Here is a 22,163-nt window from a genome sequence, read left to right on the forward strand (position 1 = left end):
CTCGAGGTTCGGGCGCCGCCGGTTTTGCAGGAGGGCGCGCGCGCATCCGCCGTTCGCGGTGTCGAAAGCGACATCGCGGGCGGTAGGCCGGAAAGGGGCTCGAGCGGCGCTGCCCATTGGTGTGTTCCCAGGCGCGCCCCATTGTGCGAGACGCGGATCGGATGATGCGTCCTCGCCGAGGGGCGATGAGCTGACGCTGGCTTTGCGCGGACTGCGGCCTTGCGACGCAAGGCGCGCTCCAGCGCGGCGCGACATTGCAACACTAAGCATGAAAAGGAAAGCGGCGCGGTTCGCCGCGCCCGGCCCGCGACCGGTTAACCGTTTGTCCATGTCGCTTAAGGCTATATGACGGTTGGGATTCAAACCGTTACGTGTGGGGTTGGATGTTCGCGCGCGTCGGCGAACTGTTTCGAGTGAAGGGCGTGCGCGTGCTGGCCGCCGCAGTCGCCGGGGTTTGCTGTCTGGCCGCCGTCGCGGCCGCCCAGGCCGCCAACGTCACCGCAGGAGTCCTCAAGGTCCGCCTCGGCGGAGACCACGTCGAAACCCGCATCGTTATCGACCTGAACCGCTCGGCCACCGGCAAGATCGCCTCGGACGGTGCGCTGGACCGCCGGCTGGTGCTGAACCTCAGCGGCGCCTCGGTGGACGAGTCCCTGCAAGGCGCCGGCCTCGGCCTCGTCAAGAATTGGGTTGTAGATCAAAGCGCTACGGGCGTTCGCCTGCGTGTCGACCTCAGCGCCGACGCGGTGGTCAAGCGCCGCTTCCTGCTGCCGCCGGCCGATGGGATCGGCAACTACCGCTACGTGATCGACCTGGCCGCCAAGGCGCCCGCGCGCGCCATTGTCGCGGCGAACGCCCGCATGATCTCAGCCCCGCTGCCGGTCACACCGGTCAGCGCCCCGCCGCTTTCGCTGAAGAAGGTCATCGTCATCGACGCCGGCCACGGCGGCAAGGACCCCGGCGCCAAGGGCGCGACGGGCAAGGAAAAGGACGTCACCCTGGCCGCGGCCAGGGCGCTCAAGACCCGGCTGGAGAAGTCCGGTCGCTACAAGGTCGTGATGACCCGTGATTCGGACGTCTATGTCGCACACGACATCCGGGTGAAGATCGCGCGTCGCGCCGACGCCGACCTGTTCATCTCGCTGCACGCCGACTCCGGCACCGATTCGAGCCTGCGCGGAGCCAGCGTCTACACCCTGGCCGACCGCGCCTCCGGGCGCTCGGCAAAGTTCGTCAACAAGGACGACTGGTTCATGCGGGCCGGCTCGCACGGCGACAACGGGGTCTCGACCATCCTGCTGGATCTCACCCAGCGCATGACCCGCAACCGCTCGGCCACCTTCGCCGAGGTGCTGCTGTCGCGGGTCGACGACCACCAGCCGCTGCTGCGCCGCAGCCACCGCGAGGCGGGCCTGGCCGTGCTGCTGGCGCCCGACGTGCCCGCCGTGCTGCTGGAAATGGGCTTCATCACCAATTCCGACGACGAGGCGGCCCTGCGAGATCCCGCCCGTCGCAACCGCCTGATGGGCGGCGTCGCCGAAGCCATCGACGATTACTTCGGCCAGCAGACCCAGCTCGCTTCGCGCTGATCCATGCGTGCGGGCCGTTGGCGCCCGATGCGATGCACGCTAGATCAGAATCTGGCGGAGCCGGGCGCGCCGCGGAGGTCTGTCAGTCTTGAATCCCCCCGAAAGATGGGTCGCGATCGCCGGGGTCGCCGTGTTGAGCGCGATCGCCCTGGCGGGCTTCGCCATCGCCATCTACGCCGCCTGGCTGTTCCATGACATGCCCGACGCCGGGGACCTGGTGGACTATCGCCCGCCGACCGCCACGCGCGCCTACGCTTGGGACGGAGTGCTGATCGGCGAGTTCTCCCGCGAGCGGCGCATCTACGTGCCCTACGACGCCATGCCGCCCCAGCTGGCCCAGGCCTTCCTGGCGGCCGAGGACCGCAACTTCTTCCGCCACTCCGGCGTCGACACCATGGGCCTGATGCGGGCCATGGCGAAGAACGTGCAGAACGCGGCCCAGGGCCGCCGCCTCGAGGGCGGCTCGACCATCACCCAGCAGGTGGCCAAGAACGTCCTGCTGACCAGCGACGCCACGGTGGGGCGCAAGCTGAAGGAAGCCATCCTGGCCGGGCGCCTGGAACAGACGCTCAACAAGGAGCAGATCCTCGAGCTGTATCTGAACGAAATCTGGCTGGGCTACCGGTCCTATGGGGTGGGCGCGGCGGCCTACAACTATTTCGGCAAGTCGATCACCGACCTGACCCTGGCCGAGAGCGCCTATCTGGCGGCCCTGCCCAAGGGCCCCGACAACTATCATCCGCAGCGGCGCAAGGCCCAGGCGATCATCCGGCGCAACTGGATCCTGGACCAGATGGCCGACCTGGGCTGGGTCAGCCGCCAGGCCGCTGAGGCCGCCAAGCGCGAGGACCTGAAGGTCCAGAAGGCGCCCAGCCGCGCCAAGTACCGCGACGCCGACTTCTTCGTCGAGGAAGTGCGCCAGCGGGGCCTGGCGACCCTGGGCCAGCGCCTGAACGAGGGCGGCTACTACATGCGCACCACGCTCGATCCGCGCCTGCAGACCGCCGCCCGGGTGGCGCTGATGAACGGGCTGGAGCTCTACGACCGCCGCCATGGGTGGCGCGGCGCCTGGGGCCGGGTCGAGGTGGCCGATGGCTGGGAAGCCATGGCCAGGAAGAAGAAGCCGCCGGCCGAGCGCCGCGACTGGCGAGCCGCCCTGGTGACCGAGTCCTCGGGCGCCACGGTCCGGGTCAAGACCGCCGACGACGGCATGACCGGCGGGATCATCAGCCAGGACGTGACCTGGGCCCGGGCGGGCAAGGGTCTCAATGTCGGGGACTTGGTGTTCGTGGAGCCCGCGGAGGGCGGCGGCTTCCACCTGCGCCAGATCCCCATCGTCAACGGCGCCCTGGTGGCTATGGAGCCCAATTCCGGACGGGTGCTGGCCATGGTGGGCGGGTATTCGTTCTCGCTGTCGAACTTTAACCGGGCGACCCAGGCGATGCGCCAACCCGGCTCGGCCTTCAAGCCGATCGTCTATGCCGCGGCCCTGGAGAACGGCTACACGCCGTCCAGCGTGGTGATGGACAGCGCCATCACGCTCAAGGGCGCCAAGGAAGGCGAGAACTGGACGCCGGAGAACTACAACAAGAAGTACTACGGCGCGCTCACCCTGCGCCGTGGCCTGGAGCTGTCGCGCAACGCCATGACCGTGCGCCTGGCGCAGGGCGTGGGCATGACCAAGATCAGCGAGCTGGCGATCCGCATGGGCGTGGTCAAGCGAATGGACAAGGTCCTGGCCATGGCGCTGGGGGCGGGGGAGACCACGCCCTTCAAGCTGACCTCGGCCTACGCCTCCTTCGTCAATGGCGGCCGCCGGATCGAGCCGCACCTGATCGAACTGGTCCAGGACCGCAACGGCGAGACCATTTTCCGCGCCGACAAGCGCGACTGCCCCCGCTGCGGGGCGGGCTTCAATGGCGACGAGAGCCCGCGCGTCATTCCGGGCGGCGACCAGGTGATGGACCCGATCACCGCCTATCAGGTCACATCGATGCTGCAGGGCGTGGTCCAGCGCGGTACAGCGACCTCGGCCCTGGTGCTGGATCGTCCGGTGGGCGGCAAGACCGGCACCACCAACGAGTACCGCAGCGCCTGGTTCGTGGGCTTCACGCCGCAGATCGTCGCCGGGGTGTTCGTGGGCTTCGACGACAACCGCAGCCTGGGCAATGGCGAGACCGGCACGACGGCCGCGGTGCCCATCTTCATCGAGTTCATGGCCGAGGCCGCCAAGGATCTGCCGAAGACCGAGTTCAAGGCCCCAACGAACGCCAAGTTCGCCAGCGTCCGCGGCATCCGCGAGGCCTTCCGGCCGGGCACCGAGCCGCAGCTCCGCCAAATGCTCCCGGGCGCGCCCAGCAGCGGTCCGCAGCCCTATGACAAGGTCTGGCCGGACGGCAAGCTGACCCCTCAAGCTGCGCCGCCGGCCCCGGCCAAGAAACAGGACGACATGACCGGATTGTATTGAGGCGCGGCGCAGGCTATCTGCCGCGACCCCAGAGCACGTCTGGTTCGGAGATTTCCCATGAGAGTGGATGTCGAGGCCGCCAAGGCCGACATCGAGCAGTCGATCGACCTGCTCAGGAGGCGTCTTTGACTGGGAACCCGCCCTTCGAAAACTCGATGAGCTGAACGCGCGCGTCGAGGACCCCACCCTGTGGGATAACGCCGCCGCCGCCCAGGCGCTGACCCGAGAGCGTTCCAAGCTCGCCGCCCAGGTCGAGGCGGTTAAGTCGCTCGAGCGCGATCTGGCCGACGCCGTCGGCTACGCCGAAATGGCTGACGAGGAAGGCGACGAGGCTTCGCTCGAGGAAGCCCGCGGCCAGCTCAAGGGGATCAAGGAGCGCGCCGGTCGCGCCGAGCTGGAGGCCTTGCTGTCGGGCGAGGCCGACGGCAACGACGCCTTCATGGAAATCAATTCCGGCGCCGGCGGCACCGAGTCCTGCGACTGGGCCGGCATGTTACTGCGCATGTACTCCCGCTGGGCCAACGCCCACGGCATGACCGTCGACTTCCTGGAAGAGACCTCAGGCGAACAGGTCGGGATCAAGTCGGTCACCCTGCAGATCAAGGGCCCCAACGCCTATGGCTGGCTGAAAACCGAGGCAGGGGTGCACCGGCTGGTGCGCATCTCGCCTTATGACTCGGCGGCCAAGCGCCACACCAGCTTCGCCTCGGTCTGGGTCTATCCGGTGGTGGACGACACCATCGAGATCGAGATCAACCCATCCGACGTGCGCACTGACACCTATCGCGCCTCCGGCGCCGGCGGCCAGCACATCAACAAGACCGACTCGGCCGTGCGCCTGACCCACATTCCGACCGGCGTGGCCGTCGCCTGCCAGGCCGGCCGCTCCCAGCACCAGAACCGCGAGGAAGCCTGGAAGATGCTGCGCGCCCGGCTCTATGAGCTGGAGCTGCAGAGGCGCGAGGCCGAGGCCCAGGCGATCGCCGACCAGAAGACCGACATCGGCTGGGGCCACCAGATCCGCAGCTACGTCCTGCAGCCCTACCAGATGGTCAAGGACCTCCGCACCGACGTGGAGACCTCCGACACCCAGGGTGTTCTGGACGGCGACCTGGACGAATTCATGGGGGCGTCCCTGGCCCAGCGGGTCGGCAGCACGCGCGACGCCAACGCCTAGCCACGGCCACGTTTGCAATTCGGCCTCGGTGGGCGTCTTGATCGGGGTGTTCAGCGAGGAGCGGGATCGCGATGCAGAAGGTCCGCAGCGAATGGGGACTGCAGGGCGTCGAGGCGTTGCGCGAGCGATGTCCGGTGTTGGTGATCGTCGACGTGCTGTCCTTTTCCACCTGCGTCGACGTGGCCGTGCACCGGCACGCCAGGATCTATCCGTTCGCGTACGGGGACGAGGATGCGGCCCGTGACGAGGCGGCCCGGATCGGCGCGCGGCTGGCGGCCAGCCGCCGCGCCGGAGGCCAGCTCAGCCTCTCGCCCGCCAGTCTCCTGAAACTCAATCCCGGTGAGCGCCTGCTGCTGCCCTCACCCAACGGCTCGCGGCTTTCCCTGGCCGGCGGACGGGCGACCGTGCTGGCGGGGTGCCTGCGCAACGCCAAGGCGGTCGCGGCCAAGGCCAAGGGCCTCGCCGACGGCCGCGACATCGCGGTGATCCCCGCGGGCGAGCGCTGGCCTGACGGGTCGCTGCGCCCTGCTATCGAGGACCTGATCGGGGCAGGGGCGGTGATCGAGGCCCTGGGCCTGCCCATGTCGCCGGAAACACAGGTGGCCCACGACGCCTTCGTCTCGGCCAGGGCCCACCTGGCGGACGTCATCAAGGGCTGCATGTCGGGCCGCGAACTCAGCGACCGCGGCCACGAACTCGATGTCGATATCGCCCTCGAGCTCGACATCAGCCACTGCGCGCCGATGCTGCGGAACGGCGCCTATGAGGACGCGGCGGCCTAACCGACCTGGGCGCTGGGCTCGCGGACCTCGGTCTCGGAAACCAGGGTGGGGGCCGAGATGGCCGGCGGCGCGACGGGCCGCTGGAACTTCAGGCTGCGGCCCTGGAAGAAGGCGCCTGACTCCATGGCCAGCTGCTCGTGGGTGATGTCGCCGTCCACATAGGCTGTGCCGTAGAGGCGCACCTGCTTGGCGCTGATCTGGCCGATGACCCGGCCGCGGGTCTCGACGACATCGGCGAAGATCGCGCCCTCGACGTGGCCGGTCTCGCCGATGGTGACCTTGTCCACCCGAACCTCGCCGCGCACGATGCCGTCGATCTGCAGTTCGCCCTCGCCGATAACGCTGCCCTCGATGGTGATGTTGTCGGAGATCAGCGACGGGGTCCGAAGCGGCTTGCGGCCGGGTTCGGAGGTCACTGTCATGTCCGGAGCCAGGGTGTCGGAACCGCCCTTAGTCGCCTTGGAGAACATGGTCGCCCGCCTTCACGAAACGGCCGGGGTTCTGCGCCCGCCCGTTGACCCAAACTTCGTAGTGCAGGTGCGGTCCGGTGGACCGGCCCGTCGAACCCATGCCGCCGATCCGCTGGCCCACGGCGACGCGCTCGCCCGGACGGACGCCGATCGCCTGGAGGTGGGCGTAGCGGGTCTTGAAGCCGCGGCCGTGGTCGATCTCGATGGTGTTGCCGTAGCCCGACCGCACGCCGGTGAACGACACCACGCCGGGCGCGGTGGCCTGGATCGGGTAGTTGTAGCCGCCGGTGAAATCCAGGCCGGAATGGAAGGCCGGGCGGCGGGTGAAGGGGTCGAAGCGAACGCCGAAGCCGCTGCTGACGCCCGCGCCAGCGGGGCGGCCGAAGGGCAGCTTTTGGGCGGCGTCGCCCAGGGCGCCGGCCTCCGATAGGTTGGTCGCCGCGTGCTGGATGCGTTCGGCGAAGCCCTCGTCCACGTCGAGGACGGCGGCGAGCGCGCGGGGATCCTTGGCCTCGATCAGCGGTCCGCCGAGCGAGCCGCCCTTGGGCACGTAGGACGATGGCGTCAGGCCGGCCAGGCGGAAGGCCAGGCGCAGGCGGTCGGCGCGGGTCTTGGCGAAGTCGTCGGCTGCGTCGATCAGGCGTTCCTGGCCCGCGCGCACCAGCTCGATGCGGCGCAGGGGGCTGACGGTCGTGGGAATATTGCTGGCCTTGCGGATGGTCGGGGCCAGGGCCTGGGCGACGCCGGGCGCGCTCCGGATGTCGGTCAGCAGCATGGCGAGCGCCGCGTGGCGCTTTTCGACCGTGACGGCCAGTTGGTCGACGGAGCCCTCGGCGGCGGTCAGTTGGGCCACGGCGCTGTTGAGACGGGCCTCGCGATCGGCCACCAGACGCTCGGACTTGGCCTGCATCCGGGCCAGTTCCTGGTCGTGGCCCGACAGCGCCATGGCGTTGACCATCATCGCCGCGGTGCAGACGCCCATCCAGAGCGCGCAGGCGGCGACCGCACCGGCGCCGGCCAGCTGCCTGCCCGTGGTCAGTACGAACGCCCGCATTTCCCCGCCTGAGCGGACATAGAGATGTCGTTCGGGAAACAGCTCTTCGAGCGATCGGCGAAGGCGCGCAAAGCGTGTCATTTCCACCGCGTCGGCTACGGAACTTTTTTGGTCCCGCGGATATGCAGTGAGAATTGGAAAACGCGCAAGACCCTTCGCGCCGCGAGGGCAGGGGTCCGAGTCAGGGAGATAATTAACGACGTTGGTTAACGGCAGCTGAACGGCCAAGCTAGGTCCGTTCGTCGACCCTTGCAGGCCAAGGGGTAGATCGCTGGGCCTCGCGACATATCTACAACAATCGAAGCGACCGGCCGGAGCGATCCCAAGTCACGATCAAGCGCGGCGATGCGGCCGTCGGCCGCACCGCTACATGCTTAAGCTTTAAGGGTTTTCACGGCCTCGAGCACCGACTCAGCGTGGCCCGGCACCCGCACCTTCCGCCAGATTCGGACCAGCTTGCCGTCGGGCCCGATCAAGAAGGTCGAGCGGTCGATACCCATGTACTGGCGCCCATAGAGGGTCTTCTCGACCCAGGACCCATAGGCCTCGATCATGGTTCCTTCCGGATCCGAACCGAGCGGCACGGTGAGGTCGTATTTGGCTGTAAATTTCGCGTGACGGGCCAGGCTGTCCTTCGAAACGCCCAGAACCGAGGCGCCGGCTTTCGCGAATTCGTCCGCCAGCGCGCTGAATTCTTGTGATTCCTTGGTGCAGCCGGGCGTGTCGTCCTTCGGATAGAAATAGACCACCAGCGCCCGGCCCTTGAAGCTGGCGAGCGTGATCGGGCCATTGGCCCCGGCCAGTTCGAAGTCGGGCGCCTGGGCGCCTTCGGTCAGTTCGGACATCGCGTCTCTCCAGGGCCTAGACGGGCTTCACCAGGACGATCTTCTTCTTGCCCGCCGCCAGTTTCACCACCCCGTCGACCAGGTCGGCCGTGGTGATCGTGCGGTTGGCGTCGGCCTCGACCTTGTCGTTCACCCGCAGGCCGCCGCCCTGGGCCAGGCGCCGGGCGTCCCCACGTGAGGCCGCCAGGCCCGCGTCGGCCGCCAGGGCCGCCAGCACGACGCCCGCCTCGAGATCGGCCAAGGGCGCCTCGTAGGTCGGCATGTCGTCAGACACGCTGCCCACCTCGAAGGCCACCCGCGCGGCCTCGGCCGCGGCCTGCGCCGCCTGGGCGCCATGCAGCAGGGTGCTGGCCGCGTTGGCCAGCACCTTCTTTGCCTCGTTGATGTCGGCGCCTTGCATGGCCTCGTAGCGGGCGATCTCCTCGATCGGCAGATCAGTGAACAGCTTCATGAAGCGGCCCACGTCGGCGTCCTCGGTGTTGCGCCAGAACTGCCAGTAGTCGTAGGGGCTGCGCATGTCGGCGTTGAGCCACACCGCCCCGCCGACGGTCTTGCCCATCTTCTGACCGGAGGCTGTGGCGAGCAGGGGGGTGGTCAGGCCGAAGGACGGCTTCTGGTCCACGCGGCGGATCAGCTCCACCCCGTTGACGATATTGCCCCACTGGTCGGAGCCGCCCATCTGCAGCACGCAGCCGTGTTTCCGTTCCAGCTCCAGGAAATCCACCGACTGCATCAGCATGTAGTTGAACTCGAGGAACGTCATCGGCTGCTCGCGGTCCAGCCGCGCCTTGACGCTGTCGAAGGCCAGCATGCGGTTGACCGTGAAGTGCACGCCGTAGTCGCGCAGGAACTCGACATAGCCGAACTTCGAGAGCCACGCGTCGTTGTCGACCATGACGGCGTCGGTCGGCCCGTCGCCAAAGGTCAGGAAGCGCTCGAACGTCCCCTTGATGGTGGCGATGTTGTCCTGGATCTGGTCGTGGGTCAGCAGGGGGCGCTGGCCGTCCTTGTCCGTGGGATCGCCGACCTTGGTGGTGCCGCCGCCCATCAGGACGATGGGCTTGTGGCCGGCCTGCTGCAGGCGCCGCAGCATCATGATCTGGATCAAGTGGCCGACATGCAGACTGGGGGCGGTGGCGTCGAAGCCGATGTAGGCGGTGATCGCGCCCCTGGTCGCGGCCTCGTCCAGCTCCACCGGATGAGTGATCTGATGGATGTAGCCACGCTCCTGCATCACGCGCAGGAACGAGGACTTGAACGGTTGGTCGGCGGACATGGGCGGAGACTCTGAGGTGGACGCAGGGCGCTCTAACACGCGGTCTGCAAGCATTTCGAGGGACATCTGACAGGCTCCTGGTCGGCGAAAGGCCGGAGACCGTCAATTCTCGGAGGAGAGGAGGCGCCGACCTGGTGGGTAGGCGCAAGGGATCGGACCGCGCCTGCTCTAGGGCAGGCGGTAATAGCTGGCCAAGTTGGCGGAGCGGCGTTCGATCATGCCGGCTAGCTACCGGCGCAAGGGCATGGCAGTCAAGCTCTCCATGCGAGTCCTAGGCTTCATGACCGGCACCTCCCTGGACGCCTGCGACATGGCGATCCTGGAGACGGATGGCGAAACGATCGCCGCGTTCGGCCCCGCGGGCGAGCGCAAGCTCACCGATGCGACCCGCGACATCGTGCTCGAAGCCACCCGCCAGGCATTGGCCTGGCCGCGGGGCGCACCCGAGCCCGAGGTCTTCAAGGCCGCCGCCGCCGCGGTCGCCCGTGAGCACTTCGAGGCCGCCGAGGGGTTCCTGGCCGAACACAGGCTCGCCTGGTCCGACATCGACCTGATGGGCATGCACGGCCAGACCGTCCTGCACGAACGGCCCCAGGCGGGCCGTGTCGGCCGCACGGTGCAGCTCGGCGACGCCCAGTGGCTGGCCGACGCCGCGGGCGTGCCCGTGGCCTACGACTTCCGCACTGCCGATGTGGCCGCCGGCGGGGAGGGCGCGCCGCTGGCGCCGATCTACCATCTGGCGCGGGCTCGAACCGCGGGCCTGAGGCCCCCGCTGGCCATCCTCAATGTGGGCGGGGTGGCCAATATCACCTTCTGGTCGGAGACAGGCGATATCGCCGCCTTCGACACCGGCCCAGGCAACGGCATGATCGACCTGCTGGTCCAGGCGCGCGGCGCGGGGCGCTACGACGCCGGCGGCAAGTACGCCAGCGTCGGCAAGGTCGACGAGACCGTCCTGCGCGGGCTGCTGGCCCACCCCTATTTCAAGTCGCCGCCGCCCAAGTCGCTGGACCGCCACGACTTCCCGCTTGCGGTGCTGGAAAAACTGCAGCTGGAGGACGCCGCCGCCACCCTGGTGGCCTTCACCGCCGAGGCGGTGCGCCTGGGTTTCGAGCTGATGGGCGGCGTGCCCACCGAGATGGTGGTCTGCGGCGGCGGGCGGCGCAATCCGCAACTCATGAAGGCCTTCGCCGAGCGGCTGTCGGTTCCGGTGACCACGGCCGAGGATCACGATTGGCGCGGCGACTCGATCGAGGCCGAGGCCTTCGCCTATCTGGCGGCGCGCACCCTGCGCGGCCTGGCTATTTCCTATCCCAAGACCACGGGCGTCCCAGCCCCCATGACCGGCGGGCGAATCGCCCAGCCAACCGTCTGAATTCCAGGGAGTTTCGATGTCCAAGACCTATTGGCTGGCGGGCGCGGCCGCCGCGTTCGCCCTGACCACCGGAGCCCAGGCTCAGCCGGCGCCCGCCCCCCGGCCGTATGATGCGGCGGTGTTCGCCGCGGCCAAGGCGCTGCAGCCCAAGGTCGTCGCCTGGCGGCGCGATTTTCACGAGCATCCCGAGCTGAGCAACAGCGAGGTCCGCACCGCCAAGATCGTCGCCGATCATCTGCGCAAACTCGGCCTGGAAGTGCGCACCGGGGTCGGGAAGACAGGGGTGGTCGGCATCCTCAAGGGCGGCAAGCCCGGCAAGGTCGTGGCTCTACGCGCCGACATGGACGCCCTGCCGGTGGCCGAGCAGACCGGCCTGGCCTTCGCCTCGAAGGTAACGGCCCAGTACAACGGCCAGACCGTGCCGGTGATGCACGCCTGCGGTCACGACAGCCACACGGCGATCCTGATGGGGACGGCCGAGATCCTGGCCACCATGAAGGATCAGGTCGACGGCACGGTGGTCTTCATCTTCCAGCCGGCCGAGGAAGGTCCGCCCCCCGGCGAGGAGGGCGGGGCGCCGCTGATGGTCAAGGAAGGCGTGCTCAAGAACCCCAAGGTCGACGCGATCTTCGGCCTCCACGCCTTCCCGGGTCCGGTCGGGGCGATGGTCTGGCGGCCGGGTCCGATGATGGCGGCCTCCGACCGCTTCGAGATTCAGCTGAAGGGCCGCCAGGCGCACGGCTCCATGCCCTGGCAGGGGATCGACATGTCATCCCTGACCGCCGACATCGTCACCGCCTTCAATCAGGTCACGTCACGCCAGATCAATGTCTCCAAGACCCCGACGGTGCTGACCGTGGCCACCCTGCATGGCGGCCTGCGCTACAACATCATTCCCGAGGACATGACGCTCACCGGGACCCTGCGCACCTTCGATCCGGGGATGCGCACCGACGTGATCGCCCGGGCGGAGAAGGCCGTGACCTCGATCACCGAGCGCTACGGCGCCTCGGCGAAGTTCACCTGGGGCAACCACAATCCGGTGACGGACAACAACCGCATCCTGGCGGCCGCGATGAAGCCGACCCTGACGCGCGCCACCGGAGGGAAGGTCCTCGACGACATCGACTACATCATGGGCGCGGAGGACTTCTCCTACTTCCAGAAGGAGGTCCCGGGCTTCTTCTACCATCTGGGCGTGGGCAATCCGAAGGGCGGCAACCACTCGCCGTTCTTCGACGTGGACGAAGCCGCCATGGAGATCGGCGTGCGGGCCCAGGCGCTCATGGCGTTGGATTTCCTGAAGGGGAGCTAAAACGTTCTGTCCCTCCTCCTTGTGGGGAGGGACGGCGGCGCAGCCGCCAGGGTGGGGAAGTCCGGCAATCTGCGCGGAGGTTTCAGAAAGCCCCACCCTCGATCCCTTCGGGATCTGCCCTCCCCACAAGGAGGAGGGATAAGGGAGCCTAGATCGGATCGGCCGCGATGCGCTTGTCGAGATAGCTGCCCACGCGCTGCTCCACGTCCGGCAGGTTTTCGGCCCAGAAGTGGGTGGCGCCCTCGATCACCTCATGGTCGATGACGATGCCCTTCTGGGTGCGCAGCTTGGAGACCACACGCTCGACCTCGACCGGCGGCACCACGGTGTCGGCGCCGCCGTGCAGGATCAGGCCCGAGGCCGGGCAGGGGGCGAGAAAGCTGAAGTCGTACATGTTGGTCGGCGGCGAGACCGAGATGAAGCCGTCCGTCTCGGGCCGGCGCATCAGGAGCTGCATCCCCACCCAAGCGCCGAAGGAATAGCCGGCGACCCAGCACTGCGAGGCGGCCGGATTGGTGGTCTGCAGCCAGTCCAGCGCCGTGGCGGCGTCCGCCAGTTCGCCTATCCCTGAGTCGAACTCGCCCTGGCTGCGGCCCACGCCGCGGAAATTGAAGCGCAGGGTGGAGAAGCCGCGCTTCATGAACAGGTGAAACAGCTGCACGGCCACCGGGTGGTTCATCTGGCCGCCGGCCTTGGGATGCGGGTGCAGGATGAGCGCGATCGGCGCCGTCGGGGTCTTGCCCGCCGAATACCGGCCTTCGATCCGCCCGGCCGCACCGGTCAGAACCACCTCTGGCATGCTCGTCCTTTCGTCTCGCGCGCCGCCCTAATACTTGACTAACGCGCTGGGTCTTCCTAAGTCGCGACCGTCGGCCGGTTCCGGCGACGAGCCCCGTTGCAAGGCGGGGCCTGTAACATAGGGACCGCGCGAAATGCTCGAAAAATCGTGCGGGCCAGCAGGAGCGACATGCGCCTTTCGACCAAGGGACGATATGCGGTGATGGCGATGGCCGACCTCGCGCGCCGGCAAGGCGCGCTGAGCGAGGGCGACCGCGCCGTGGCCCTGTCGGAAATCGCCGCCCGCCAACAGATTTCGCTCTCCTATCTGGAGCAGCTTTTCGCCCGCCTTCGCCGCCGCGGCCTGGTGCGCAGCCTGCGCGGTCCCGGCGGCGGCTACCGGCTGGTGCGCACGGCCGAGGAAACCAACATCGCCGACATCGTGCTGGCCGTGGATGAGCCCCTGCGCGCCACCCGCTGCAGCGCCAAGGGCAAGGGCTGCATGCTGAAGGGCGAACGCTGCCTGACCCACGACCTGTGGGAGGAGATGGGACGGCACCTCGAGACCTACCTGGCCTCCGTCTCCCTGGCCGACGTCGTCACCGGACGGCTTGGCCCCTCCCACGTGGAGGCGGCATGACCCGGGTCTATCTCGACTACAACGCCACCGCGCCGCTGCGCCCCGAGGCGCTGGAGGCGGTGACCCGCGCCTACGCCATGGGTGGCAATCCCTCCTCGATCCACGCGGCGGGCCGAGCCGCCCGCGCCCTGCTCGAGCAGGCGCGCACCGAGGTCGCCGCCCTGATCGGCGGGCCAGCCTCCACCGTGGTCTTCACCTCCGGGGGCACCGAGGCCAATGCTCTGGCCGTCGACAGCGCCGTGGCCACCGGCTCCAAGCGCCTGATCGTCAGCGCCATCGAGCACGACAGCGTGCTGGAGACCGCCAAGGTCAGCGGCGCGGCGGTCGAGGTCCTGCCCGTCGGCGCCGACGGCCTCGCCGACCTCGCCTGGCTCTCCAAGCGCCTGGCGGCGTGGGACGCCGCTGATGGCCGCCCGTTCGTCGCCCTGATGCTGGCCAATAACGAGACCGGCGTGATCCAGCCGGTCCGCGAAGTCTCCGAGATCGTCCGCGCCGCCGACGGCTGGCTGCATGTCGACGCCATCCAGGCGGCGGGCAAGATCCCCACCGACAGCCGCGCGCTCGGCGCCGACACCCTCTCGGTCTCGGCCCACAAGCTGGGCGGCCCCCAGGGCGTCGGCGCGCTCACCTTCGGCCCCCGCGCCACCCTGGTGCGCCGCCAGCACGGCGGCGGGCAGGAGCGGGGCCGCCGGGCCGGCACCGAGAACGTCCCAGGCATCGCGGCCTTTGGCGCCGCGGCCATGGCCGCCCTGCGCGACACCAACGACCAGGCTCCGATGCGCGACGCCGCCGCCGAACAGCTCAAGGCGCAGGGTGCGGTGGTGATCGCCGAGAGCTCGCCGCGCCTGCCCAACACCCTGTGCGTGGCCACGCCTGGCCATCCCTCGGACCTGCAGGTGATGAAGCTCGATCTTGCCGGCTTCATGGTCAGCGCCGGCTCGGCCTGTTCGTCGGGCAAGGTGAAGGCCAGCCATGTGCTGTCGGCCATGGGCCTTGGTGAGCTGGCTGAATGCGCCATCCGCGTCTCGGGCGGCTGGGGCACGAGCAGCAGTGATTGGGCGGCCTTCGTCGACGCCTGGAGTGAAGCCCGTCACGCCGCGCGTCGCGCGCCGGCGGCGTGAGGAGTTCGTAAGCATGGCCGCCGTCAAACAGACCGTCGAACACGTCGAAAGCCTCGAGAAGTACAAGCACGGCTTCGTCACCGACATCGAGCAGGACTTCGCGCCCAAGGGCCTGTCGCCCGACATCGTGCGCTTCATCTCGGCCAAGAAGGACGAGCCCCAGTGGATGCTGGACTGGCGCCTGGAGGCCTATGAGCGCTGGCTGGCCATGGACGAGCCCAACTGGGCCAAGGTCCACTTCCCGCGCATCGACTACCAGGACAGCTACTACTACGCCGCGCCCAAGGAGAAGAACGGCCCCCTGAGTCTCGACGAGGTCGACCCGGACATCCTGGCGACCTACGCCAAGCTGGGCATCCCGCTGCGCGAGCAGGAGGTGCTGGCCGGCGTCGTCGGCGCGCCGCGCTACGCCGTGGACGCGGTGTTCGACAGCGTCTCGGTGGTCACCACCTTCAAGAAGGAACTGGCCCAGGTCGGGGTGATCTTCTGCTCCATGAGCGAGGCGATCCGCGAACATCCGGAGCTGGTGAAGCAGTACCTGGGCTCGGTGGTGCCGGTCTCCGACAACTACTACGCCTGCCTGAACGCGGCGGTCTTCTCGGACGGCAGCTTCGTCTATGTGCCGCCGGGCGTGCGCTGCCCGATGGAGCTCTCAACCTATTTCCGCATCAATGCGGAGAACAGCGGCCAGTTCGAGCGCACCCTGATCATCGCCGACAAGGGTTCCTACGTCTCATACCTGGAGGGCTGCACCGCCCCCATGCGCGATGAGAACCAGCTCCACGCCGCGGTGGTCGAGCTGATCGCCCTGGACGACGCCGAGATCAAATATTCCACGGTCCAGAACTGGTATCCGGGCGATCCGGAAACCGGTAAGGGCGGCATCTACAACTTCGTCACCAAGCGCGCCGACTGCCGTGGCGACCGCTCCAAGGTCTCCTGGACCCAGGTCGAAACCGGCTCGGCGATCACCTGGAAGTACCCGTCCTGCATCCTGCGCGGGAAGGACAGCGTCGGCGAATTCTATTCCATCGCCATCACCAACGGCCGCCAGCAGGCCGACACCGGCACCAAGATGATCCACCTGGGCGAGGGGACGCGCTCGCGGATCATCTCCAAGGGCATCTCGGCGGGCCGCTCGTCCAACACCTATCGCGGCCTGGTCTCGGCCCACCCCAAGGCCAAGGGCGCGCGCAATTTCACCCAGTGTGACAGCCTGTTGATCGGCAAGGAATGCGCCGCCCATACCGTGCCCTATGTCGAGGCGCGCAACGGCCAGTGCGTCTTCGAGCACGAAGCCACTACCACCAAGCTTTCCGAAGACCAGCTGTTCTACGCCATGCAGCGCGGGCTCTCCCAGGAGGAGGCTGTGCAGCTGCTGGTCAACGGCTTCGTCAAGGAAGTGCTTCAGGAGCTGCCCATGGAGTTCGCCGTGGAAGCCCAGAAGCTCGTCGCCATCTCCCTTGAAGGGTCCGTCGGATGACCCTCGCAACCCTCGAGAACCTCAGCATGTCCTTCCGCCGCGCCTTCGAAGCCGAACACGCCCGCCGCGACGCCGCCCGTCACGAGCGTGAGGAGGCCGAACGCCGCCAGCAGGAAGAGGACCTGGCCCGCGCCGAGCAGCTGCACGACGCACTCGCCGCCGACATCGGCTTCCTGCGCGAGAAGGGCCTGACACTGGACCGCCGCCGCTACACGGTGAGCCTCAACCACGAGGACTATCTGATCGACGCCTATTTCGAGGCTGGAACCGCCATGGTGCGCTCGGCCGACAAGCGCTCGGCCTCCACCTCCACCGCCGCGCCGCGCAAGCAGCAGATGGTCCAGACGATCGAAGAGGCCCTCGACGTGATGGCCCAGTACCTGGCCGACGAGACCGTCTGATGCTGAAGATCGAGAACCTCCACGCCAGCGTCGACGACAAGCCGATCCTGAAGGGCCTGACCCTCGATGTCCCGGCCGGCGAAGTGCACGCCATCATGGGGCCGAACGGGGCCGGCAAGTCGACCCTGTCCTATGTCCTGACCGGCCGCGAGGGCTATGAGGTCACTGAGGGGACCGCCACGCTCGACGGCGAGGACCTGCTGGCGCTCGACCCCAGCGAACGGGCCGCCCGTGGCGTCTTCCTGTCCTTCCAGTATCCGTTGGAGATCCCCGGCGTCCCGGCCCTGACCTTCATCCGCACGGCCATGAACGCCCAGCGCAAGGCCCGCGGCGAACCCGAGGTCACCGCGCCGGAATTCTTGAAGCTCGCCCGGACCACCGCCGCCTCGCTGAAGATCGACTTCGAGATGCTGAAGCGCGCGCTCAATGTCGGTTTTTCCGGCGGCGAGAAGAAGCGGATGGAAATCTTTCAAATGGCGATGCTTTCGCCCCGATTCCTCATCCTAGACGAGACCGATTCTGGCCTCGATATCGACGCCCTGAAGATCGTCGCCGACGGGGTGAACGCCATGCGCTCGCCCGACCGGGCCATGCTGGTGATCACCCATTACCAGCGCCTGCTGGACTACATCAAACCCGACCGCGTCCACGTCCTGGCCGGCGGCCGAATCGCCGCCTCGGGCGGTCCCGACCTCGCGCACGCGCTGGAGCGCGAGGGCTACGACAAGTATGCGAGGGCCGCATGAGCCTGGCGACCGCCCTCAAGACCGGCGACGTCGCCCAGCTTCCGTCCAAGCGCGACGAGGACTGGAAGTGGACCGACCTGCGCGGTCTGCTGCGGGTCCTGCCAGAGCCGTCGCCGGCCTTCGAGGGCGAGGCCCCGGCCGGGCCGTTCGCGGCGCTCGCCAACCTTCCGATCCATGTGGTCAACGCCAGCGACCCGGTGGTCATCCGCAGCGCCTCGGCCCAACCCTATGTGGTGGCCCTGCACTTCGCCGCGCTCGGTGGCGGATCGCACAGCGCCAGCGCCAGGCTCGAGGTCGCCGACGGTGCGCACTTGATACTGCTCGAGAGCTACGAGGGCGACGGCGCCGACTATGTCGCAAATCATGAGCTGACCATCACCATTGGCGCCAATGCGCGCCTGGAACGCATCGTCCTGGCCTCCGACGGCGCCGAGGGCGTCAGCGTCTCCCAGGCCGAGGTCGTGCTGGGCGCCGGCGCCAGCCTTGTCCAGACCGTGCTCACCGACGGCGCGCGCCGCCAGCGGATCGAGACCCGGGTGAACCATCCGGGCGCCGGCGCCAGCCTGCGCCTCGACAGCACCTATCTGCTGGCCGACAAGCGCCATGCGGACCTGACCACCGTGGTCGAGCACCAGGGCGTCGACGGGACCACCGTCCAGCTCACTAAGGGCGTGGTCCGCGACCAGTCGCGCGGTGTCTTCCAGGGCCGGATCCGCGTCGCGCCGGGCGCCGACCGCACCGACGCGCGGATGGCCCACAATGCGCTCATTCTGTCCGACAAGGCCGAGGTCGACGCCAAGCCGGAGCTGCTGATCTTCGCCGACGACGTGCAGTGCGCCCACGGCAACACCATCGGGGCCCTGGACGAGCAGGCCCTGTTCTACGCCATGCAGCGCGGCATGCCGCGCGAGACCGCCCGGGCCATGCTGATCGAGGCCTTCGTCGGCGAGGTGATCGAGCGGATCGAGCATGAGGGCGCCCGCGAAGTGGCCCGCGCCTGGGCCGCCGACCGGCTGAGGGTGGCGCCATGACCTTCGATGTCGAACAGGTCCGCCGCGAATTCCCGATCCTGACCCGCCAGGTCAACGGCAGGCCGCTGGTCTATCTGGACAGCGCCGCCTCCGCCCAGAAACCGCGGGCGGTGATTTCGGCCATGAGCCGGGCGATGGAAGGCTCCTATTCCAACGTCCACCGCGGGCTGCACACCCTGGCCAACGAGACCACCGACGCCTACGAGGCCGCGCGGAAGTCGGTCGCGACCTTCATCAACGCCGAGCTGGGCGAGGTGGTCTTCACCAAGGGCGGTACCGAGGCGATCAACCTGGTGGCCTCGAGCCTGGGCGCGACGCTCAAGGCCGGCGACGAGATCCTGCTCACCGAGATGGAGCACCACGCCAATATTGTGCCCTGGCACTTCCTGCGCGAGCGCCAGGGGGTGGTGCTGAAGTTCATCCCCGTCCTGGACGACGGCCGCCTCGACATCGAAGCCCTGCCGGGCCTGCTGACCGACAAGACCAGGGTCGTGGCGCTCACCCACATGTCCAACGTGCTGGGCACGATCAATCCGGTGGCCGAGGTGATCGCCCAGGCCCACGCGGCCGGCGCCAAGGTGCTGCTGGACGGCTGCCAGGCCATCGTCCACCAGGCCGTGGACGTGAAGGCCCTGGACGTCGATTTCTATGTTTTCTCCGGCCACAAGCTGTATGGCCCCACCGGCATCGGCATCCTCTACGGCAAGGCCGCCGAACTGGCCGCCCTGCGGCCCTACCAGGGCGGCGGCGAGATGATCGGTGAGGTCTCGCTTGAAAAGGTGAGCTATGCCGAGCCGCCGCACCGCTTCGAGGCCGGCACCCCGCCGATCCTGGAAGCCATTGGCCTGGGCGCGGCCATCGAGTGGCTGAACGGCTTGGACCGAGATGCCGTCGCCGCCCACGAGGCCAGGCTCTACGCCCGCGTCCGCGAGCGGCTGAACGGCGCCAACTGGCTGCGCGTGATCGGCGAGGCGCCCGGCAAGGGCGCGATCCTGTCTTTCACCGTCGACGGCGCCCACGCCCACGACGTGGCCCAAATCCTCGACCGCTACGGCGTGGCCGTCCGCGCCGGGACCCATTGCGCCGAGCCCCTGATGAAACACTTCGGGATCACTTCCTCGGCGCGCGCCTCCTTCGCCCTATATAATACGGAAGGGGAGGCCGACGCTTTCGTCGACGCCCTCAACCGTACCCAGGCCTTTTTTGCTTGAGCATGATCATGGATGACGCCGCCGCCATCGAGCCGACCTCGACGACGCCCCTAAGCCAGGGCGAACTCGACGCGCTTACCGATCAGCTCATCGAGAAGCTGAAAACCGTGTTCGATCCGGAGATCCCGGTCGACATCTACGAGCTGGGCCTGATCTACAAGGTCGACGTCTCCGACGAGAAGAATGTCGCTATCGACATGACGCTCACCGCCCCGGGCTGCCCGGTGGCCGGAGAAATGCCCGGCTGGGTCGAGGACGCGGTCAGGGAAATTCCCGGCATCGGCCAGGTGAAGGTCGACCTGGTGTTCGACCCGCCCTGGGACCCCTCGCGGATGTCCGACGAGGCGAAACTTCAATTGAACATGTTCTGACCCCATATAGGCGTGGACATGACCGACCTGAACCTCACCGCCGCGCCTCGCGCCCGCCGCCCACGGCCCACGGTGGTCACCCTGACCGACGCCGCCGCGGCGCGGGTGCGGGAGATCATGGGCAAGGCCGAGAAGCCCTATGCCGGCCTGCGGGTGGGGGTGAAGAACGGCGGCTGCGCGGGTTCCGAATACATCATCGAATATGCCGAGGCCGCCGGGCCGCTGGACGAGGTGGTCGAGGATAAGGGCGTCACCATCCTGATCGAGCCCAAGGCGATCCTGTTCCTGATCGGCACGGTGATCGACTACGAGGCCACCAAGCTCTCGGCCAAGTTCGTGTTCAAGAACCCCAACGAGACCGACGCCTGCGGTTGCGGCGAGAGCGTCACGATCCAGCCGGCCGCCGAGACCGACTCCTAGTCGGCATAGGCGTAGGGGCCGCCCTTTTCCAGGGCGCGGCGATAGGCCGGGCGAGCGTGGATCTTCTCCAGGAAGGCCTTCAGACGCGGCCGGCCGTTCAGCGCGTCGCCGCGGTTGGCGGCGGCTTCCACCGGGAAGCTCATCATCACGTCGGCGGCGCTGAACTCGTTCCCCGCGAACCACTCGGACTTGCCGAGTTCGCTCTCCCAATAGTCGAAATGCAGCTTGAGGCTGGGATCGACGAAACCGGCCTGGGCGCGGGCGGCTATGGTCTTGACCACCGGGCGCAGGAAGAAGGGCGCATTGGCCGGCAGGCGGCTGAACACCAGCTTCATCAGCAAGGGCGGCATGGCCGAACCTTCGGCATAGTGCAGCCAGTAGGTCCAGCGCGAGCGCTCCGCCGTGCCCGCCGGCGGCACAAGGCGACCGTTTCCATAGCGCTCGACGATCCAGTCGACGATGGCCCCGGTCTCGGGAAACACCACGTCGCCGTCGACGATCACCGGCGACTTCCCCAGCGGATGGATGGCGCGCAGCTCCGGCGGCGCCAGCATGGTCTTGGCGTCGCGCTGGTGGTGCTGGATCTCGTAGGGGACGCCCAGCTCCTCCAGCAGCCAGAGGACGCGCTGGGAGCGGGAGTTGTTCAGGTGATGGACGACAAGCATGGGAATCCCGAGCTGGTGAGGATTCCATTGCTTACAATGTAAATTGACACCTGCAAAGGCGCGACGCCGCTGCAAGGTCGGTCTGCTGCGCCAGGCGTCCGACTAGCGGCCCTTGAACACCGCCGGGCGCTTTTGCAGGAAGGCCAGCACGCCTTCGCGGCTGTCCTCGGTGCGTCCGGCGAACTTCTGGGCTGTCCGCTCGGCGTGGAGCTGGGCGGCCCATTCCTCGTCGAGGCTCTCCCAGATCAGCTTGCGGATGGCGCCCAGCGACTTGGGGCCGGTCGCCAGCGCCTTGGCCAGCTCCATGGCCGTGGCCATCAGTTGGTCGTCCGCGACGCAGCGGTTGATCAGCCCCCAGTCCAGGGCGGTCTTGGCCGGGACGCGATCGCCCAGCAGGGCCATCTCCATGGCGCGCGCCTTGCCGATCAAACGGGGCAGGAGGTAGGTCGAGCCGCCGTCCGGCACCAGGCCGATGCGGCGGAAGGCCTGCATGAAATAGGCGCTCTCGCTGGCCACGATGATGTCGCCCATCAGGGCCAGGGAGCAACCGACCCCGGCCGCCACCCCGTTCACCGCGGTGACGATCGGGACCGGGAAGTCGCGGATCGAGCTCATGAAGGGGTTGTAGACGCTCTCCAGCGCCGAGCCGGCGTCGGGGCCTTCCGGATCGGGCGTCTCGCCGCCGATGCCGCCGCCGCGGCCCGATAGGTTGGCGCCGGAGCAGAAGCCGCGGCCCACTCCGGTCAGCACCACGCAGCGCACCGAAGCGTCCGCCGCCATCGCCTTGAAGGCGTCGCCCAGCTCGGCCATCAGATCGAGGCCGGCGGCGTTCAGGGTCGCGGGGTCGGTCAGGGTGACGACGCCGATGCCGTCAGCGACCGATGTCTTGAGCTTGGAATAGGCCACGGCGTCCTCCGAGTGCGTTGTGGGCGCATTCTAAGCGGCCA

General features: G+C 68.1%; 22 protein-coding genes. 15 read left to right on the top strand and 7 right to left on the bottom strand.

What is annotated here, in order from left to right:
* Positions 1-383: 383 nt before the first annotated feature.
* From Q8Q77_RS17500 to Q8Q77_RS17515, 4 genes are all read left to right on the top strand, one after another.
* A complete protein-coding gene (locus tag Q8Q77_RS17500) occupies positions 384-1,589 on the top strand; it encodes an N-acetylmuramoyl-L-alanine amidase (RefSeq protein WP_305585008.1) in 1,206 nt (401 codons plus the stop codon).
* Between the two features lie 130 nt (positions 1,590-1,719).
* Entirely contained in the window at positions 1,720-4,056 is a 2,337-nt protein-coding gene (locus tag Q8Q77_RS17505) for a penicillin-binding protein 1A (protein ID WP_305585010.1), read from the top strand.
* 57 nt (positions 4,057-4,113) lie between these two features.
* Positions 4,114-5,233 (top strand): peptide chain release factor 2 gene (prfB, locus tag Q8Q77_RS17510; protein ID WP_305585012.1). Its coding sequence is split into 2 segments (ribosomal slippage): positions 4,114-4,182 and positions 4,184-5,233, totalling 1,119 coding nucleotides; the frame shifts between segments, so codons are not numbered across the junction.
* A 71-nt stretch (positions 5,234-5,304) separates the two neighbouring features.
* Positions 5,305-6,015 (top strand): 2-phosphosulfolactate phosphatase, encoded by a 711-nt coding sequence (locus Q8Q77_RS17515; protein ID WP_305585014.1) that lies wholly within the window; start codon positions 5,305-5,307, stop codon positions 6,013-6,015.
* Here the strand turns inward: Q8Q77_RS17515 and Q8Q77_RS17520 are convergent.
* The 4 genes from Q8Q77_RS17520 to tyrS form a co-directional block, all read right to left on the bottom strand.
* Positions 6,012-6,485, bottom strand: coding sequence for a polymer-forming cytoskeletal protein (locus Q8Q77_RS17520; protein WP_305585015.1), 474 nt, complete (start codon positions 6,483-6,485; stop codon positions 6,012-6,014). The two genes, Q8Q77_RS17515 and Q8Q77_RS17520, sit on opposite strands and share 4 nt — an antisense overlap.
* Positions 6,466-7,626, bottom strand: coding sequence for a M23 family metallopeptidase (locus Q8Q77_RS17525; RefSeq protein ID WP_305585016.1), 1,161 nt, complete (start codon positions 7,624-7,626; stop codon positions 6,466-6,468). Before Q8Q77_RS17525 ends, Q8Q77_RS17520 begins: the two co-directional genes overlap by 20 nt.
* 287 nt (positions 7,627-7,913) lie before the next feature.
* Positions 7,914-8,384: a peroxiredoxin gene (locus Q8Q77_RS17530; protein ID WP_305585018.1), complete on the bottom strand. Its 471-nt coding sequence runs from the start codon at positions 8,382-8,384 to the stop codon at positions 7,914-7,916.
* Between the two features lie 16 nt (positions 8,385-8,400).
* Positions 8,401-9,714, bottom strand: coding sequence for a tyrosine--tRNA ligase (gene tyrS / locus Q8Q77_RS17535; protein ID WP_305585058.1), 1,314 nt, complete (start codon positions 9,712-9,714; stop codon positions 8,401-8,403).
* A 163-nt stretch (positions 9,715-9,877) separates the two neighbouring features.
* Between tyrS and Q8Q77_RS17540 the strand changes: the two genes are divergently transcribed.
* Positions 9,878-11,035 (top strand): anhydro-N-acetylmuramic acid kinase, encoded by a 1,158-nt coding sequence (locus Q8Q77_RS17540; RefSeq protein ID WP_305585019.1) that lies wholly within the window; start codon positions 9,878-9,880, stop codon positions 11,033-11,035.
* A 16-nt stretch (positions 11,036-11,051) separates the two neighbouring features.
* Positions 11,052-12,350: an amidohydrolase gene (locus Q8Q77_RS17545; RefSeq protein ID WP_305585021.1), complete on the top strand. Its 1,299-nt coding sequence runs from the start codon at positions 11,052-11,054 to the stop codon at positions 12,348-12,350.
* Between the two features lie 148 nt (positions 12,351-12,498).
* Here the strand turns inward: Q8Q77_RS17545 and Q8Q77_RS17550 are convergent, their stop codons facing one another.
* Entirely contained in the window at positions 12,499-13,149 is a 651-nt protein-coding gene (locus Q8Q77_RS17550; RefSeq protein WP_305585022.1) for an alpha/beta hydrolase, read from the bottom strand.
* A gap of 168 nt (positions 13,150-13,317) precedes the next feature.
* On the opposite strand from Q8Q77_RS17550, the gene Q8Q77_RS17555 reads away from it, so the two are divergent.
* From Q8Q77_RS17555 to Q8Q77_RS17595, 9 genes are read left to right on the top strand one after another with little or no spacing between them, the layout of a single operon-like run.
* Complete coding sequence (locus Q8Q77_RS17555; RefSeq protein WP_305585023.1) at positions 13,318-13,767, top strand: Rrf2 family transcriptional regulator; 450 nt, start codon at positions 13,318-13,320, stop codon at positions 13,765-13,767.
* Positions 13,764-14,888, top strand: a complete 1,125-nt coding sequence (locus tag Q8Q77_RS17560; RefSeq protein WP_305585025.1) for a cysteine desulfurase family protein — start codon at positions 13,764-13,766, stop codon at positions 14,886-14,888. Before Q8Q77_RS17555 ends, Q8Q77_RS17560 begins: the two co-directional genes overlap by 4 nt.
* A 13-nt stretch (positions 14,889-14,901) precedes the next feature.
* Entirely contained in the window at positions 14,902-16,371 is a 1,470-nt protein-coding gene (gene sufB / locus Q8Q77_RS17565; RefSeq protein WP_305585027.1) for a Fe-S cluster assembly protein SufB, read from the top strand.
* Positions 16,368-16,772, top strand: coding sequence for a hypothetical protein (locus Q8Q77_RS17570; RefSeq protein ID WP_305585029.1), 405 nt, complete (start codon positions 16,368-16,370; stop codon positions 16,770-16,772). The genes sufB and Q8Q77_RS17570 overlap by 4 nt, the downstream gene beginning before the upstream one ends.
* Positions 16,772-17,518: a Fe-S cluster assembly ATPase SufC gene (gene sufC / locus Q8Q77_RS17575; RefSeq protein ID WP_305585031.1), complete on the top strand. Its 747-nt coding sequence runs from the start codon at positions 16,772-16,774 to the stop codon at positions 17,516-17,518. Before Q8Q77_RS17570 ends, sufC begins: the two co-directional genes overlap by 1 nt.
* Positions 17,515-18,549 carry a Fe-S cluster assembly protein SufD gene (sufD, locus tag Q8Q77_RS17580; RefSeq protein WP_305585032.1) on the top strand — a complete coding sequence of 345 codons (1,035 nt, stop codon included), beginning with the start codon at positions 17,515-17,517 and terminating at the stop codon, positions 18,547-18,549. Before sufC ends, sufD begins: the two co-directional genes overlap by 4 nt.
* On the top strand, positions 18,546-19,760 hold the full coding sequence (locus Q8Q77_RS17585; RefSeq protein ID WP_305585034.1) for an aminotransferase class V-fold PLP-dependent enzyme: 1,215 nt from the start codon (positions 18,546-18,548) through the stop codon (positions 19,758-19,760). The genes sufD and Q8Q77_RS17585 overlap by 4 nt, the downstream gene beginning before the upstream one ends.
* A gap of 8 nt (positions 19,761-19,768) precedes the next feature.
* Complete coding sequence (locus tag Q8Q77_RS17590) at positions 19,769-20,131, top strand: SUF system Fe-S cluster assembly protein (RefSeq protein ID WP_305585036.1); 363 nt, start codon at positions 19,769-19,771, stop codon at positions 20,129-20,131.
* A gap of 18 nt (positions 20,132-20,149) precedes the next feature.
* Entirely contained in the window at positions 20,150-20,551 is a 402-nt protein-coding gene (locus Q8Q77_RS17595; protein ID WP_305585037.1) for an iron-sulfur cluster assembly accessory protein, read from the top strand.
* Here the strand turns inward: Q8Q77_RS17595 and Q8Q77_RS17600 are convergent.
* Together Q8Q77_RS17600 and Q8Q77_RS17605 are read right to left on the bottom strand one after the other, a co-directional pair.
* On the bottom strand, positions 20,548-21,216 hold the full coding sequence (locus tag Q8Q77_RS17600; protein WP_305585039.1) for a glutathione S-transferase: 669 nt from the start codon (positions 21,214-21,216) through the stop codon (positions 20,548-20,550). The two genes, Q8Q77_RS17595 and Q8Q77_RS17600, sit on opposite strands and share 4 nt — an antisense overlap.
* A gap of 102 nt (positions 21,217-21,318) precedes the next feature.
* A complete protein-coding gene (locus tag Q8Q77_RS17605) occupies positions 21,319-22,122 on the bottom strand; it encodes an enoyl-CoA hydratase/isomerase (protein WP_305585041.1) in 804 nt (267 codons plus the stop codon).
* Positions 22,123-22,163: the final 41 nt, after the last annotated feature.

Source organism: Phenylobacterium sp. (genome assembly GCF_030698145.1).
Classification (GTDB): domain Bacteria; phylum Pseudomonadota; class Alphaproteobacteria; order Caulobacterales; family Caulobacteraceae; genus Phenylobacterium.